The organism is Tautonia sp. JC769, from assembly GCF_040717455.1.
Taxonomy (GTDB): domain Bacteria; phylum Planctomycetota; class Planctomycetia; order Isosphaerales; family Isosphaeraceae; genus Tautonia.
In genome coordinates, this window is record NZ_JBFEFH010000018.1 from 34,223 (window position 1) to 49,362 (window position 15,140).

Genomic DNA, 15,140 nt, shown 5'->3' on the forward strand with positions numbered 1-15,140 from the left:
TTCGACGCGCATTCAGCCGTCCATCCTAGCCGAGCGCTCGCAACCCGTCAGGTGCGGTCTGCCGGTCGACGTGCCGTGGGGAAGCTCGATCGGCTCGGGTCGGAACCAGCGGGCGAATTCCTCCTCAACGGCCCCCTTGCGCACCGCTCGGGCGATCCGAGCCGTCGCCAGGCTCGGCGCGAGCAGGGCCATCCCGGCGACATACCCTTGCCAGGCCCATTCCCAGAAGGTCGGCCCGACCATCGAAACGCTTGCCAGGCCCAGCAGCGTCATCAACACGACGTGCGGCTCGCACGATTTGTATGCCGGCCAGGTGAGCGTGCCGAGCCCTCGTCTCGGCCACGAGGGGGCAGGGGCGGGCCGGCCCCCCGCGCCCCCTTCCACGCGGAAGACGCCCGATGACCGCTTCAACGGCTGGAAGAATGCCTTGTATCGGCAATCGTTCTGGAGGCCCAGGAACATCCAGCCCGCCGACACCAGGGCCCCCGCCGCCGCCCAGCCGAGCGTCCCCGTCCGCGCCGCCAGCCCGAAACCCAGGCCGAACCCCTGCGACATCGTGGCCGCGTGATGCATCATGTAATCGAGATAGACCCCGTTGAGCCCCGCCGTCCCCCGCCATCGGGCCACTTGCCCATCGACCCGATCGAGCCAGAAGGCGAGCAACCCCAGCACCGCCCCGGCGACGAACCCGGGTCGGGTCCCCGAGGCCAGGCACACCGCCCCCGCCAGGGCCGCCAGCAGCGACGCCACCGTAAGCTGATGCGCCGAGAGCCCCAGCCGCACCGCCAGCCAGGTCCCGTAAATCGCCGTCGGCCGTGCGAACCGACGCGCCAGGACGTTGCCGATCCGGGCGTCCGGCCCGTGCAACTCGCGACGACGCAGCTCGGCCAGGGTCGGGGGAGGAACCGTCATCGGCGTGCCCCTCCCGGCGAATCCTCGCGTGCCAGGGGCGCCGGGTCGGGCAACCGATACAGCGCGTAATGCCGGGTCACGCCGTCCGGGTCGGTGATCGACTCGGCATAGAGCGGCACCTGATCCTCGACCCACGGCCCCAGCAAGGCATGAAGATCCGGGTCGAACTCGATCGCATCCAGCGGCTCGGGCGGGCAGAACAGGACATGCGTGAACCCCTGCCCGGAGAAGTGCGCAAGGACCTGCTCCGGCGTTTCTCCCCGAGTCCCGAGTCCCGTCCGTCTTCGATGGGCCTTCTCCATCGCGTACGGTCGAGGCAGATAAAACCCCCGATGATCCTGCCCAACAATCCGGGCCGATTCCGGCAAGCGGGCGTCGATCCACTGGCCGACCCGGTACGTCGGCTCGCGACGCATCAGGAACTGCTCGGCCGATTCGATCCCCAGCGCCACGGCCAGGCCATGCCGCGGGCGTGACAGGGCAATCGTCGCCTCGAACACCATCATCAACGCGACGCTCGCCATCAGGAGCCTCGGCGCAATCCCGCGCCGCCTGCTCCAATCGGCCACCAGCCAGGCGACCGCCACCGCCATCGGCCCGACGCTCGGCAAGACGAATCGCATGCTCTGCCGCTGCGACAGGCAGATCAGGAGGAACGCATACGCCACCAGCACCAGGGTCACCAGGCGGAGCGGCGGCCTCCAGATCAAGACGGCGGGCAGGAACAGCAGGAACGCCGGGCCGAACTGATGGGCGAAGCTGTCGAAGCGGTTCGGGTCGAGCGTCATCGGCACGATGGCCGTCACCAGGTTCCACGCCGTCGGCTCCATCGGCCGCTTGTCGTCCGAGAGCACCACGTCGAACCCCGAACCGAACGTCTCACGGAAGAACGGATGCACCGGGTTTCCCGTGTACAGATACGCCCGCAGATACCACGATCCGCCGATGACCAGCGCAACGCCGCCGAACACCGCTGCATGCCGAATCGCCGTCTTCCAGGGCAATCGGCCCGGCCGGATCGCCAGCAGCATCCCCAGGCCGAGCACCCCTGCCCACACCAATGCCGGGTATTTCACCCCCATCGCCAGGCCGACCAGGACGCCGATCAAGGCTGCCCCCAATACCGACGGCCGATCAAGCCATCGCACCCAGGCCACCAAGGCCGCCGTGGTCATCGTCGCCAGGGCGACGTCGTTCAACGGCGCCCCCATCCCGTTCGACACCGCCGGCACGCCCAGCGCGATCGTCGCCGCCCACCGTGCCCGGTCCCCCATCAACGGCCTCGCCAGGCTCGCCACGTTCCAGGCGAAGAACACCCCGATCGCCCACTGGATCAGCCGGCACGCGACCGGCCCCCGGAACGCCAGGCCGACCGCGTAGAGCATCTCCGTCACCAGCGGATAGACCGTCTCGTGCAGGTCCGGCTCATAGACGACCGACCCGCCCCAGAGGAAAAGCTTCGGCACCTGGAGATGATAGCAGAGGGCATCGCCGTCGGTCGGCGGGATCAAGGCCGTTAGCAGCGATCCGAGCAGGATCAACCCCAGCGTCAGATCGAACATCGCCCCGATCGGGTCGATCCTGCCCGCCTCGGTGCGCAGGAGCCTCGGACGACGCAATCCCGAACGCAAGGTGTCCCAGACCCACGGGCGGAGCCCCACGACCAACCCGACGATCAGGACGCCGATCAATCCCGGGCGGCCCAGCCATCCCACCTGGCCCAAGCCCAGGGCCGCCATCGCCAGAGTCCCCAGGCCGAGCGGCACCGCCAGGCCGATGGCTTCAGAACCCGACTCCGGCAGCGGGCCGAACCGCCGCAGGAGAGTCAGTCCCACCACGGCCGACCAGATGATCAAAAGGCCCACAAATCCCAGGTCGAGCATCCGTGCGCTCCGTGTGGTCTGCCATGATGACTGACGAACGATCCGATCAGCCCCCGCGTCTCCTGCGGAGTCGGTCGGCAAGTCCTCCCCATCCGTGGGCCTTCCCCCACCAGGCCAGGGCCGGCAGCCCCCAGGCGGCGAGGATCAGGACCCGCAGGGCGAACGCCCGCCACGCCGGCCCGTCGATCGGCAGATGCGCCGCCAATAGGGCCCCCATCGCGTACCAGGAAATCGCTTTCGCGACCCGCAATTGATGAACGAGCCACCCGCGGGTGCCCAAGCCGCCTCCAAGGCTCGCCATCGAGGTCAGTAGGTACACCGCCGCGTAGCCGAGGGTCATCCCCCAGGCCACCCCGACAATCCCCGTCGCCGACGCCCCGATCGCCCCCACCAATCCAGCCAGGGCCAATCCCGGCAGCGTGACGATCGCCAGCCGATACGGCCGGTCGACCGCGATCATCGCCTCGCGGCTCGGCAAGGCCAGGCCCAGCAACAAGGTCCCCGGCAGCAACGGCCGAAGCGCCTCCAGCCCAGGGGCGTATCGAGGGATGAGCAATCCCAGGAACGTCGGCGCCACCACATATGCCACGGCGCTCCCGGCCGCCAGGGGAGGGGCCATCGCCTCGACCACCCGGGCCGCCTGCTTCGCCACGGCCACCGCGTCCCGGGTCCGGCCGATCGTCGTCTGGAAATACGTGTACATGACCGAGGCGATCCGGCCCGCCAGATCCATCGTCCAGCCGGTCCCCATCAGGGCGATCGCGTAGTATCCGGCCGCCTCGGCCCCGTTCGGGGCGATCGAGAGAATCAAAACCCGATCCAGGCTCAACAACCCCGCGAACGCCGCCGAGTTCGCCAGGATCGGCAACCCTTTGCGCAGGAGCCGCCAGACGATCGGGCCGTCCCAGCCCCACCCGAGCCGCATCGGGTGCCTCGCGTGCAGATAGGCCACGTTGAACAGGCAGAGCAGGCCGACCGCCGCGAGCAAACCCCACAGGCCCGCCACCCAGAGCCCCACGGCCACCAGCGCGGCGAAGACGGCCGCGTCGAGGATCGCCAGCTCGGTGATCAGGGTGAAGCGCCGATGCGCCCGATGCAGGGCGATCAGGAAGTCCTGATAGCGTTTCATCAGGACCAGGGCCGCCACCGCCACCAGGCCGCCGCTCCAGGCCAGGTCGATCGGGTCGGCACTGCCGCCGCTCGGCCAGCGCCACCAGGCGAAGGCGAGCAGGCCCACCGCGTAGATCAAGGCGCCGATCGAGCAGGCCGCGAAGGCCACGTCGGCCACGCGCCTCGCCTCGTCCTCGTTGCCGGCGGCGCGGAGGATCGGGATCTCCTGGACGGCCCCCCGGCCGATCCCCAGGCTCGCCCGATTGGCGTGGTCGAGGGTCAGCCGGAGCCCCGAGTAAATCCCGTGTTGCGCCGGGTCGAGGCCCCACTTCATCACCAGGGCCGTCAGCGTCCCGACCGCCCGCTCCAGTTGCCCGCCGATCGTGACGATCAGGCTGTCGCGCACCGCGAGCCGGTCCTCGCTCGCGGCCCCCGCGATTGGGGCGGGTGGAGCAGGGGAGGCGACGGCCGTCGGCGTTGCATTCGCGGGAATTGCGGTCACGAGGGGGCTACCGCGAGTCAGGTCAAGGAGGTCAAGACGCCACGCCCAATCCCGAGAGCCCGATCACGACGCGCCCAGCTCGGCCACGCAGAATTGCGACCGGGCGACCTCGTCACGCGACCCGACCGGGATCGAGCCGACCTCGGCCAGCCGGATCCCGGAGGCCCGATACCAGGCGGCCGAGTCGTAGCCGAAGCGGTTATAGGTCACGTCGGTGTCTTCGTTGTGCACGACCCAGCGGCGAGCCACCCGGATCGCCTCGCGGCGGATCTGCTCGGCGATCTCCGGCGCATTGTGCAGGATCACGGCCGAGGTCATGACCAGGTCGACCGAATCATCCGGCAGGGGGACACGCTGGCCGTCGCCGAGCATCAGGGAAATCCCGTCCATGCCTCCGAGGAACCCCGACGCGTAGGCGAGTTGCGTCGGGCTGAAGTCGAGCCCGAACAGGGGGGCCTCGGGCAGGCGTTGCCGGATCGCCCGCAATTGCTTCCCGTAGCCGCAACCGATCTCGAGGACCGAGGCCGGCCGGTAGCTCGCGACCCGGTCGGCCAGCCACTCGGCGCGCTCGGATCGGGCCGGCTGGCCCTCCTGTTCCCTGAAATAATCATCCCCGCCACGGAGGGTCCAATACAAGCGAGGATTGCGGTAGAGTATCCGTCTCTTGCACGACGGCCAGCGCCGAAGTCCCCGTCGCAGGGCCTTGTGCCAGACGTACCGAGCCCCCCGACGCCTCCAGGCATCGACGGCTCTCAGCGGCAGCAGCGGTGGTAGTTCGAGTTCCGTGCGGTTCACCTCGGGCCTCCGGGTCACTTGAGGACCGAGCCGGTCGGTCGACCTGCGTCTCGGGCCGATGGCGGTGAGGGGGATCCCCCCATCGCGCGGCGAGTCTATGGCGACGGCCCCCGGGGGTCAAGCCGAGGCGGATCGTTGCCCAGGATCATCCCCCGCCGCCCCGAGTTGTCGCGATTGGTCTCGGTTTGCGGTGAACTTATAATGGATGCAGTGCCCGGCGCCGGGCGACAATCAGGGACGATGTCCGAACCATTGGAGACGTCGGGATGGGCGTCAGTTACGGCCGTTCGAAGCTCATCGACATCACGTTCCAGGTCTTCGCCCGTCCGATCCACCCGGACTGGTTCACCGTGCGCCGCCATCGCCGGGTGAGCCACGCCGCCTGGGACGCCGACCTGCGGCTGATCGAGGGGGGGCACGCGATCGTCTGGTCTGCCGGCTCAAGCCGATTGACGGAAGTCGTTTGCGGGCCAGAGACTCCGCTGCCCGATCGCGGCCTCCTGCTCCGCGAGCCGGTGCGGGTCGAGCGATCGGCCACCCTCCGCCAGGGGGGCGCGGTCGAGTATCAGACCTGCTTCGACGCCGAACGGCTCGACGGCGAGGTCTTCCGCCACCTCTGCGACGAACTCTCGCTCGACGCCGGCAAGGGGCTCTTCCATCGGTTCTCACCCCGGAATCGGCTCGACCCGTCTCCGGTCAGCTTCATCCGGATCGACGCCCGCCCCAACGGCCTCTCCGTCCAGACCTTCCACACCTTCCCGGACGACCACTCCATCGTCCGGACGCAGTCCCTCTTCGAGTTGCTCGACCCTGACCAGCGTTGATTCGGCGCGAGACGGCCCGACTCCGACCGACATCCCCGGCCGGGAGTCGACCGCGGGACTCGCCCGCGCCGAGCCCCCTCGCCGGGCGATTCCTGGACAGACCCCGATGCTCCCGCGCACAATGAACAGGCCCCGGCGGCCAGGCCCGTCTCCGGCTCTCGGGTTGTTGCGCCAATTCGACCGCCTTGACTGACAGGGACGCCGTTCGATGCCGGAATCGCCCGAATCCGAAGCCCCCATCTTCCTCAAAGCCTGCCGCCGAGAAGCGACCGACGTGACCCCCGTCTGGCTCATGCGCCAGGCCGGGCGCTACATGGCCGACTACCGCGAACTCCGCTCGCGCGTCTCGTTCCTCGAACTCTGCAAGACGCCCGACCTCGCCACCGAGGTGACCGTCACCGCCGCCGAGCGCCTCGGGGTCGACGCCGCGATCCTCTTCGCCGACATCCTGCTCATCCTCGAACCGATCGGCCTCGACCTCGAATTCGCCAAGGGGGAAGGCCCGGTCATCCACAACCCGATCGCCGAGTCGGGCGACGTCGATCGCCTCCGGCCGATGACCGGCGCCGAGCCGCTCGGCTATGTCATGCAGGCCGTCTCCCAGATCCGGGCCGCCCTGCCGCCTTCGGTGCCGCTCATCGGCTTTGCCGGTGCCCCGTTCACCCTGGCCTGCTACGCGATCGAGGGGGGAGGCTCGCGGCACTACGACCGGGCCAAGGCCTTCATGTACCGCGATCCGGGCGCCTGGGACGTGCTCATGCGGCAGCTGACCGACGCCACCGCCGTCTACCTCTCCGCCCAGGCCGAGGCCGGGGCCCAGGCGCTCCAGTTATTCGATAGCTGGGTCGGCAACCTCTCGCCCTTCGATTACAAACGCTTCGTCCAGCCGCACATGCGGCGATTGTTCGCCGCCCTCCCCCCCGACGTGCCGACCATCCACTTCGGCACCGGCACGGCCACCCTCCTCGAGGCCCAGCGCGACGCCGGCGGCTCGGTCATCGGCCTCGACTGGCGCGTGGAGCTCGACGAGGCCTGGGACCGCCTCGGCCCCGGGGTCGCCGTCCAGGGCAACCTCGACCCGATCGTCCTGCTCGCCCCGATCGACGAGATCCGCCGCCAGGCCCGCCGCATCCTCGACCAGGCCGACGGCCGGCCCGGCCACATCTTCAACCTCGGCCACGGGATCCTGCCCAACACCCCCGTCGATCACGTCCGGGCGCTGGTCGAGATCGTCCACGAAGGTCGCCGTGGCTCCTGAGGCGAGGCCGCGCCTCCTCGTCGACCCGCCCAGGCCGAGCCTCCTGAGACACCCCCCCGCCCGGAACAACGTCGCCGGGATCATTGCCCGCAATCCGTCGTGGAAGTGTCCGCACTCCGTAAGACACTCCCGCACGAATGGATACAGCGGGATTTTGTTCGCATATTTTTTCGGAAAATTGGCACAATTTGGCGTGACGTTGAGAAAAGTGATCGAAAATGAAGCCCAGATGAATTGGGTACTTGTCGTTGACCCCTACGATTGACTAACCTGAATGAGCGATTTCGGCGCAAGAGCATTCCCAATCGACAGTGGTGAAGTCGAACACGTGGCACCTGGATTTGGTGCCATGCGGTCATCGATTGGGTGATGCGTTCTCCAGTGCGCCACTCGTCATTCCTCTCCCTGCAGTCTCCTTTCTCCCTGCGTTGTTCGGCGTTCTCTCCGTCGATCGTAGGCCAGGGAGTCCCGCCCGGACGATTGTGGGCTGATCTTTCATCAAGACATGATGGCCTGGATGATCCCGGGCATCATGTTTCTCAAGGAAAATGGTACGATTGAGGGGACCGGGCCTTGAACGGGATCGGAGAACTTCCATAACGGTGTTGAATTCACCGGCGCACCGGCTGCCCGGCATCCCTCGACGTCCTCGAGCTGATTGAGTCTGCCCTGATCTCATCAACGATTCGCCACACCTTCACAGTGGAGCCCGATTCCATGACCACCCGACCGTCTCGGACGCGTGGGTTTACGCTCATCGAACTCCTGGTCGTGATCGCCATCATCGGGGTGCTCATCGCCCTGTTGCTCCCCGCGGTGCAGAGTGCTCGCGAGGCCGCCCGGCGCGCCCAGTGCACGAATAATCTGAAGCAGCTCGGCATCGCCCTGCACAATTATGAGTCGGCCACCGGAAGCCTGCCGATCGGCGATTTCCGGAACGCTCCGACCGGCTACGGCCTGACTCAGAACCCCGGAAACCCCTGCGCCGCGAACATCTGGGTGAGCTGGATGACCTTCATCCTGCCGTACATGGAACAAGGGGCCCAGACCTCCGCGTACAACTTCGAAGTCGCCGCCACCTGGTTCAAGAACGAAACCGCCACCCTCGCCCGCGTCGCCTCGTATGTCTGCCCGAGCGACACCGAGCACGAGGACGTCAGCGCCGAATGGTTCACCACCTACCAGACCTCCTACGCCGCCGTCGCCGGCCTGACCGAGTCGACCTGGTATGCCTGGGGCGGGACGACCAACGCCGAGCGCTGCAACGCCATCGAAGCCGAAGGACCCTTCGGACGCAACTACGCCTACAAGTTCGCCGACATCCGGGACGGCCTGAGCAACACCATCTTCATCGGCGAGACGTCGCGGTTCCTGAACGAGCCGGGCGGCTCGCACTTCAACTTCGGCGCCTCCGGCGGCGCCTGGAACGGGCCCCCCTGGGGCGCGACCGCCTGGCCGGGCGACGTCCGCATCACCGCGATGGCCTACACCGTGCCTCGCATCAATGCGAAGGCCATCACCGGGAACGGGCAGGCCCCCTACACCACGTCGACGAGCTGCCTGAGTGCGGCCGGTCCCATCGCCAGCCGGGCCACGAGCTGGGCCAACACGCCCGCCCCCTTCGGCTGCACCGAGATGGGCCAGTGGGGCTTCCGCAGCAACCACCCCGGCGGGGCCAACTTCCTGTTCGGTGACGGCTCCGTGCGTTTCCTCAAGGAAACCATTAACATGGCCGCCTACCGGGCCTTGAGCACTCGGAGACTCGGCGAAGTCATCAGTGCCGACCAGCTTTGATCCGTTCCCGTGTGCCCCGCTTCACGTTTCCTCTTGATTTCGGAAGAAGATTCCCCATGAACTCGCTCGTCACCCGACTGTTCGCCCTGTCGCTCCTGGGTCTCTTCGTCGCCGGATGCGGCGGCGACGCGAACCCGCCGGTTGCCGCAGACGATCCCGAGTCCGGCGCCGTCTACTCCGGCTCCGAAGAAGAAGGCACGGGGGCCATGGCCGCTCCTCCCGCCGTGGTCGAGTGACCCTCGGCCCTCGATCCTGCCAGTCGCAACCCGTCGTGATTGATCTCCGACGGCATCGCCAAGGGCTCCGGTCCCTCCCCCAGGGATCGGGGCCCTTGGTGCGTTGGTCCCATCACCGCCCGGCCGTCGCGCCGCGGTGCCACGCCCAGGGGCCGAGTGACCGCGCCCGAGGGCCGCAACCCTTGTTCGGTCGGGATTCGGCCCGTACACTTGAGATCGTTCTCCGCCCAAATTTCCATCGCAATTCGCGGCATGTTTCGGGGGATCTTCGTTCCGTGTCGGACGTCTCCACTCGGTCCCATCGGGTTGTGATCATCGGCGCGGGCCTCAGCGGCCTGACGGCGGCGTACCGCCTCGCCGAGCGATCCAGGACGCTCAGGCCGCCGATCGAGGTGGTCGTCCTCGAGGCCCAGGACCGGATCGGCGGCGCCATCTGGACCGACCGAGTCCAGGGATTCACCCTCGAAGGCGGGGCCGACTCGTTCATCACCAACAAGCCGCACGCCGTCGAGCTCTGCCGATCCCTCGGGCTGGGCGACCAGCTCATCGGCACCGACGACCGCTTCCGACGCTCGTTCGTCGTCCGCAACGGCCGACTGGTGCCGGTCCCCGAGGGCTTCGTCCTGATGGCCCCCCAGCGCCTCTGGCCGCTCATCACCTCGCCGATCCTCTCCTGGCGCGGCAAGCTCCGGATGCTCTGCGACCTCGTCCTCCCCGCCCGGCGCGACGAGGCCGATGAAAGCCTCGCCAGCTTCGTCCGCCGCCGCCTCGGCCGGGAGGCGCTCGACCGCCTCGTCCAGCCCCTCGTCGGCGGGATCTACACGGCCGACCCGGACGACCTCAGCCTCCACGCCACCCTCCCCCAGTTCCCGCGGATGGAACGCGAGCACGGCAGCCTGATCCGGGCCGCGCTCCGCCAGGGCCGGGCGGCCCGCCTCGAAGGGCAAGGGGGGGGCTCCGGTGCCCGCTACAGCCTGTTCCAGACCCTCGCCGACGGCATGGACGCCCTGCCGAAGGCCCTGGCCGCGTCCCTCCCCCCCGGGACCCTCCGGCTCGGCTCGGCCGCCCGTCGGGTTGCCCGTCAAAAAAACGAGGGGGCCTGGCGGGTCGAGCTGCTCGACGGCCCCTCCCTGGAGGCCGACGCCGTGATCCTCGCCGTCGAGGCCCACGCCGCCGCCCGGCTCGTCGACGGCGAGGACAAGAACCTCGCCCTCGACCTCCGGTCGATCCCCTATGCATCCTCGGCGATCGTCCAGCTCGCGTATCCGCGTGACCGCGTGGCCCACCCGCTTGACGGCTTCGGCGTCGTCGTGCCCAGCGTCGAGGGGCGGGAGATCCTGGCCGTCTCGTTCACCAGCGTCAAGTTCCCCCGGCGCGCCCCCGAGGACACGGTCCTGCTCCGGGTGTTCATCGGCGGTGCCTTGCAGGCCCACCTGTTCGAACGCAACGACGAGGAACTGACGGCCATCGCGGTCCGAGACGTCCAGCAGCTCCTCGGCGCCTCGGGCCCCCCGATCCTCTCCCGGGTCGCCCGGCATTCGAGGGCGATGCCCCAGTACACCCTCGGCCACCTCGATCGGGTCGCGTCCATCCGATCCCGGGCCGGGGCCCACCCCGGCCTCATCCTGGCCGGCAATGCCTACTCGGGGGTCGGCGTGCCCGACTGCGCCCGGATCGGCCAGGAGGCGGCCGAGGCCGCCCTCCGCCTGCTGACCGGCGCCCGGGGCCGGGCCGTCGCCTGACCGAAACGCCCGGCCGAGCACGCCCGCTCCGCCCCGTCCCGCCTCATCGAAGCCGGTTGAATCGCAGGATCAGGCCGCCGGCGAGCAGGCTGAGGGCCAGTCCGCTGACGACCCATTCGGCCCGCCAGGGGACGTGCCGGAACGGTTGCCTCGACATCCGGGCGATGTCTCGCGAGGTCCGACCGAGGTACTCGCCCAGCAGGTCGAAGGTCGGCGTGCTCACCATCGGCTTCGGCCCGAACATGGTCTGCCACTGCGCGTAGCTGACCTTCGCCCCGTCCAGCAGCAGCGGCAGCGACAGCAGGCCGATCAGCAACAGGGTTCTCCACCCCTGCCCCTTCCGGGGCGGCCCGGAATGACGGTCCATCGGCCAGTCATGGGAATTCTTCATGGCTTCACTCCCGATCGGGGGCCGCTCCCGCCGCCCTCGATCGATTACATCCCGAGCAACGTATCCTTGATATTGATCGCCGCCGGACCGACCAGGACCACGAACACGCCGGGGAAGATGAACAGGATCAGCGGCAGCATGATCTTCACCGCCGTCTGCGCGGCCTTCTCCTCGGCCAGTTGCCGCCTCCGGGTCCGCATGGCGTCGGACTGCACCCGGAGGGCCGAGCCGATCGGCGACCCGAACTTCTCGGCCTGGATGATCACCGCTGCCAGCGCCCGCACATCCTCGACCCCCGTCCGAATCCCGAGGTCTCGCAAGGCTTCCCGCCGAGGTCGTCCCATCTGGATCTGGAAATTCACCACGTTCAGCTCGCTGCAGACCTCCGGGCACGACTCGGCCAGCTCGCTGGTCACCCGACGCATGGCGGCGTCGAATCCCAGCCCGGCCTCGACGCAGACGACCATCAGGTCGAGCGCGTCGGGCAGGCTCAGGAAGATGGCCTGCTGCCGCTTCTTCCGCCGGTGGCCGACGATCATCCCCGGCAGATAAAATCCCACGCCGCCGGCCACCATGACCATCATCATGCCATTCTGGCTGAACCCGTAGTGCGACCAGATCAGCGGGATCGAGATGGCGACCCCCAGCAGGAGCCCCAGCACCTTCATGCCGAGGAAAATCTGCACGGCCTGCGGGTGCCGGATGCCCGCGTTCAGGAGCGAGACCCTGAGCTTGCCCAGCTCGGCCTCGTCCTTCGGCTGCATCGGGCCGGACAGCTTCCTGGCCGCCTCGGCCACCCGGTCCTGAATCCGCTGGCGTTCCCGGGCGGCCCGGGCACGCTCGGCCTCCATCTGCGGACGGTCGAGGAGCCGCTTCAGGCGGTCCTCCGCGCGGGTCGAGCGGCTCGCCACCAGCGACAGCATGCCCCACCCCCCGAGCATGAACGCCAGGAAGGTGGCGAGCGGGATCAGCGTTTCCGGGGTGAGGAGGGTTTCGAGCGTCGGCACGGCCGGATCTCTCCGCGGTTGCGATCGGACGATGCACCGATCAAACCTTGATCGAAATAATCTTCTTGATGGCGAAGGCGCCCAGGATCTGCAGGACCACCGTCACCGCCAGCAGCTTCGTCCCCAGCGACGTCTGGAACAGCGGAGCCACGTAGGAAGGGTTGCTGATGGCAATAAACGCCAGCAGGCCGGGGGGCATCGCCAGCAAGACCAGGCCCGAGAGCCGGCCCTCGGCGGTCAGGGCCTTCACGTGGCCGACCAGCTCGAAGCGCTGGCGGATCAGCCGGCCGATCTTGTCGAGGATCTCCGCCAGGTCGCCCCCCGTCGTCCGCTGGATGATGATGGCCGTGACCAGGAAGCGCACGTCCATCGTCGGCACCCGGTCCGACATGCCTCGCAGGGCCTCGTCCACCGGGACGCCGAGGTTCTGCTCCTCGAAGACCCGGCCGAACTCCTCGGAGACCGGCCCCTTCATCTCGTGAGAGACCAGCTGCATGCCCGACGCCAGCCCGTGACCGGCCCGCAAGGCCCGGCCCATCAGCTCGACGGCCTCGGGGAGCCCCGCCATGAACAGGGAGATGCGCTTTCGCTTGCGTTGTTGCAGGAATAAGAGCGCCAGGCCCGCTCCCATGGCCGCCCCGACCGGCGCCAGCCAGGCCGACCCCAGGAACCCCGCGACGGCCCCCCCCAGCAGGGCCAGCCCCGCGGTGATCCCCAGGAACGTCCGGAAGGGCAGGGTCAGATCGGCCTGCTCGTACAGCCGTTTCAGCGATTCGCCGCTCGGCAGATATTGCTCGAGCAGGGCCATGTTGCGCGCGTCGATCGGGGGGGCCCGCAGCAGCGAATCGGCCGCGAGTTGCTTCTTCGCGCTCGGACGCTTCCCGCTGGTGAGGTTCCGAAGGCGTTCCTCGGCCACGGCCGATTCCGACTTCGTCAACCCCATCGCCACCCCCGCCACGAGCAGGGCAATGGCCACCCCCGCGGCAATCATGACAAAGGTCGCCCCGTCCATCACCCGCTGCTCCTCTCGTTGGGAATCCAGGCCGTCGCCGAACCCAATCCGCCACGCCCGATCGACTCGACCGCCCGCCCCCTCAGTCCGCCATCAGGTCGCGCTGGCGGAACAGGTCGGTCGGCAGCACGCAGCCGGACGATTCCAGGCGATCCATGAACGACGGCCGGATGCCGGTCGACGTGAACCGCCCGTGGGCCCGGCCGCCGGAATCAACCCCAACCTGTTCGAACTTGAAGATCTCCTGCATGATGATCGTGTCCCCCTCCATGCCGACCACCTCGGTGATGCTCGTCACCTTCCTCGGGCCGCCTTGCAGGCGGTTCGCCTGGATGATCAGGTCCACGGCCGAGGCGAACTGGGCGCGGAGCGCCCGGATGGGGAGCTCCAGGCCGGCCATGCTGATCATCGTCTCCAGCCGGCTCATGGCGTCGCGCGGGTTGTTGGCGTGCACGGTGGTCATCGAGCCCTCGTGGCCGGTGTTCATGGCCTGGATCATGTCGAGCGTCTCGGCCCCTCGGCACTCGCCGATGATGATCCGGTCGGGCCGCATCCGCAGGGCGTTCTTCACGAGGTCGGTCGCCGTGACCGCCCCCCGCCCCTCGACGTTCGGCGGCCGCGTCTCGAGCCGGACTACGTGCTCCTGCTGCAGGCGAAGCTCGGCCGCGTCCTCGATCGTGATGATCCGGTGGTCGTTCTGGATGAAGCTCGAGAGCGTGTTCAGCAGCGTCGTCTTCCCCGAGCCCGTGCCCCCCGAGATGATGATATTCAGGCGGGCCCGCATCGCCGCTTCCATCAGGAGCAGCATCTCGGGCGTGAATGCCTTGAAGCGGAGGAGGTCGTCCTGCGTCAAGGGCTTCGACCCGAACATCCGGATCGTCAAGACCGGCCCGTCGAGCGCCAGCGGCGGGATGATGGCATTCACCCGGGAGCCGTCCGGCAGCCGGGCGTCGACCATCGGCGAACTCTCATCGATGCGCCTGCCCACCCGGGAGACGATCCGGTCGATGATCTGCAGCAGGTGGTCGTCGTCCCGGAACCCGACGCACGACCGCTCGATCCGCCCCCCCTTCTCGATGAACACGTACCGGGGGCCATTGATCATGATGTCCCCGATCCCCTCCTCCTTCAGCAACGCCTCGAGCGGGCCGAGGCCGAACGTCTCGTCCAGGATCTCGTCGACGAGCCGCTGGCGCTCGGTCCGATTGAGCATCGGGTCGTCTTCGTCGAGCAGGTGCTCGATGACCGAGCGGACCTCGGCCCGGACGGTCCTCGGGTCCAGCTCGTTGACCCGATTGAAGTCGAGCCGATCGACCAGCTTGCCGTGAATCCGCCGCTTGATCGCCTCGAACGCCGCCACGGCCGGGTCGGCCTTCGCCGGCTCGGCATCCTTGGGCTTCGGCGGCTTCGGCGGCTTCGGCGGGGGGGCAATGGTCGGCGAGGGTGGGGCCGGCGCGGCGGCCGCTCCGCTGGCGCCGGCACCGGCGGCGGGGGCGGACCCGGGGGCCGCGGGGGCGGCCCGCTCGGGCGGCTGTTCGGGGGCGGGCGATTTCGCCTGCGCGGGGTTCGCCCCGAGCGTTCTCTGGCCAAGGGGGCTGCGACCGAATCCGTGAAGCATCGTCGGGAACCTCCGAGGGTCCCCGACTCGGCCGGATCACTCGGGAGCTGGGGGAC

Annotated in this window: 13 protein-coding genes; 5 read left to right on the forward strand and 8 right to left on the reverse strand. The window is 68.7% G+C overall.

The genetic code is table 11. From position 1 onward, the window contains the following. Nucleotides 1–12: 12 nt before the first annotated feature. The 4 genes from AB1L88_RS17440 to AB1L88_RS17455 all read right to left on the reverse strand — a co-directional run bounded on the left by AB1L88_RS17440 (nucleotide 13) and on the right by AB1L88_RS17455 (nucleotide 5,202). Nucleotides 13–912, reverse strand: coding sequence for a CDP-alcohol phosphatidyltransferase family protein (locus AB1L88_RS17440; protein ID WP_367097961.1), 900 nt, complete (start codon nucleotides 910–912; stop codon nucleotides 13–15). Then, complete coding sequence (locus tag AB1L88_RS17445; RefSeq protein ID WP_367097962.1) at nucleotides 909–2,795, reverse strand: glycosyltransferase family 39 protein; 1,887 nt, start codon at nucleotides 2,793–2,795, stop codon at nucleotides 909–911. The genes AB1L88_RS17440 and AB1L88_RS17445 overlap by 4 nt, the downstream gene beginning before the upstream one ends. 46 nt (nucleotides 2,796–2,841) lie before the next feature. Next, complete coding sequence (locus tag AB1L88_RS17450) at nucleotides 2,842–4,311, reverse strand: hypothetical protein (protein ID WP_367097963.1); 1,470 nt, start codon at nucleotides 4,309–4,311, stop codon at nucleotides 2,842–2,844. 159 nt (nucleotides 4,312–4,470) lie between these two features. Continuing rightward, nucleotides 4,471–5,202, reverse strand: coding sequence for a methyltransferase domain-containing protein (locus AB1L88_RS17455; protein ID WP_367097964.1), 732 nt, complete (start codon nucleotides 5,200–5,202; stop codon nucleotides 4,471–4,473). A gap of 266 nt (nucleotides 5,203–5,468) precedes the next feature. Here AB1L88_RS17455 and AB1L88_RS17460 point away from each other — a divergent pair, with 266 nt between their 5' ends. From AB1L88_RS17460 to hemG, 5 genes are all read left to right on the forward strand, one after another. Then, nucleotides 5,469–6,026 carry a DUF2617 family protein gene (locus tag AB1L88_RS17460; RefSeq protein WP_367097965.1) on the forward strand — a complete coding sequence of 186 codons (558 nt, stop codon included), beginning with the start codon at nucleotides 5,469–5,471 and terminating at the stop codon, nucleotides 6,024–6,026. A gap of 208 nt (nucleotides 6,027–6,234) precedes the next feature. Further along, nucleotides 6,235–7,284 carry a uroporphyrinogen decarboxylase gene (gene hemE / locus AB1L88_RS17465; RefSeq protein ID WP_367097966.1) on the forward strand — a complete coding sequence of 350 codons (1,050 nt, stop codon included), beginning with the start codon at nucleotides 6,235–6,237 and terminating at the stop codon, nucleotides 7,282–7,284. Nucleotides 7,285–8,001: 717 nt separating this feature from the next. Then, nucleotides 8,002–9,078, forward strand: coding sequence for a DUF1559 domain-containing protein (locus AB1L88_RS17470; protein WP_367097967.1), 1,077 nt, complete (start codon nucleotides 8,002–8,004; stop codon nucleotides 9,076–9,078). Nucleotides 9,079–9,134: 56 nt separating this feature from the next. Further along, nucleotides 9,135–9,314 (forward strand): hypothetical protein, encoded by a 180-nt coding sequence (locus AB1L88_RS17475; RefSeq protein ID WP_367097968.1) that lies wholly within the window; start codon nucleotides 9,135–9,137, stop codon nucleotides 9,312–9,314. A gap of 275 nt (nucleotides 9,315–9,589) precedes the next feature. Continuing rightward, a complete protein-coding gene (gene hemG / locus AB1L88_RS17480) occupies nucleotides 9,590–11,056 on the forward strand; it encodes a protoporphyrinogen oxidase (protein ID WP_367097969.1) in 1,467 nt (488 codons plus the stop codon). Nucleotides 11,057–11,099: 43 nt separating this feature from the next. On the opposite strand, the gene AB1L88_RS17485 is transcribed toward hemG, so the two are convergent. The 4 genes from AB1L88_RS17485 to AB1L88_RS17500 all read right to left on the reverse strand — a co-directional run bounded on the left by AB1L88_RS17485 (nucleotide 11,100) and on the right by AB1L88_RS17500 (nucleotide 15,084). Beyond that, nucleotides 11,100–11,447, reverse strand: a complete 348-nt coding sequence (locus tag AB1L88_RS17485) for a hypothetical protein (RefSeq protein WP_367097970.1) — start codon at nucleotides 11,445–11,447, stop codon at nucleotides 11,100–11,102. 44 nt (nucleotides 11,448–11,491) lie between these two features. After that, on the reverse strand, nucleotides 11,492–12,454 hold the full coding sequence (locus tag AB1L88_RS17490; RefSeq protein WP_367097971.1) for a type II secretion system F family protein: 963 nt from the start codon (nucleotides 12,452–12,454) through the stop codon (nucleotides 11,492–11,494). 40 nt (nucleotides 12,455–12,494) lie between these two features. Continuing rightward, a complete protein-coding gene (locus AB1L88_RS17495; RefSeq protein ID WP_367097972.1) occupies nucleotides 12,495–13,466 on the reverse strand; it encodes a type II secretion system F family protein in 972 nt (323 codons plus the stop codon). 82 nt (nucleotides 13,467–13,548) lie between these two features. After that, nucleotides 13,549–15,084, reverse strand: coding sequence for a CpaF family protein (locus AB1L88_RS17500; protein WP_367097973.1), 1,536 nt, complete (start codon nucleotides 15,082–15,084; stop codon nucleotides 13,549–13,551). Between the last annotated feature and the right edge of the window lie 56 nt (nucleotides 15,085–15,140).

Coding starts and splice junctions, on each gene's coding strand:
- AB1L88_RS17440 (WP_367097961.1), bottom strand. CDS start 912: ATGACGGTTCCTCCCCCGACCCTGGCCGAGCTGCGTCGTCGCGAGTTG.
- AB1L88_RS17445 (WP_367097962.1), bottom strand. CDS start 2,795: ATGCTCGACCTGGGATTTGTGGGCCTTTTGATCATCTGGTCGGCCGTG.
- AB1L88_RS17460 (WP_367097965.1), top strand. CDS start 5,469: ATGGGCGTCAGTTACGGCCGTTCGAAGCTCATCGACATCACGTTCCAG.
- hemE (WP_367097966.1), top strand. CDS start 6,235: ATGCCGGAATCGCCCGAATCCGAAGCCCCCATCTTCCTCAAAGCCTGC.
- AB1L88_RS17470 (WP_367097967.1), top strand. CDS start 8,002: ATGACCACCCGACCGTCTCGGACGCGTGGGTTTACGCTCATCGAACTC.
- AB1L88_RS17475 (WP_367097968.1), top strand. CDS start 9,135: ATGAACTCGCTCGTCACCCGACTGTTCGCCCTGTCGCTCCTGGGTCTC.
- AB1L88_RS17485 (WP_367097970.1), bottom strand. CDS start 11,447: ATGAAGAATTCCCATGACTGGCCGATGGACCGTCATTCCGGGCCGCCC.
- AB1L88_RS17495 (WP_367097972.1), bottom strand. CDS start 13,466: ATGGACGGGGCGACCTTTGTCATGATTGCCGCGGGGGTGGCCATTGCC.
- AB1L88_RS17500 (WP_367097973.1), bottom strand. CDS start 15,084: ATGCTTCACGGATTCGGTCGCAGCCCCCTTGGCCAGAGAACGCTCGGG.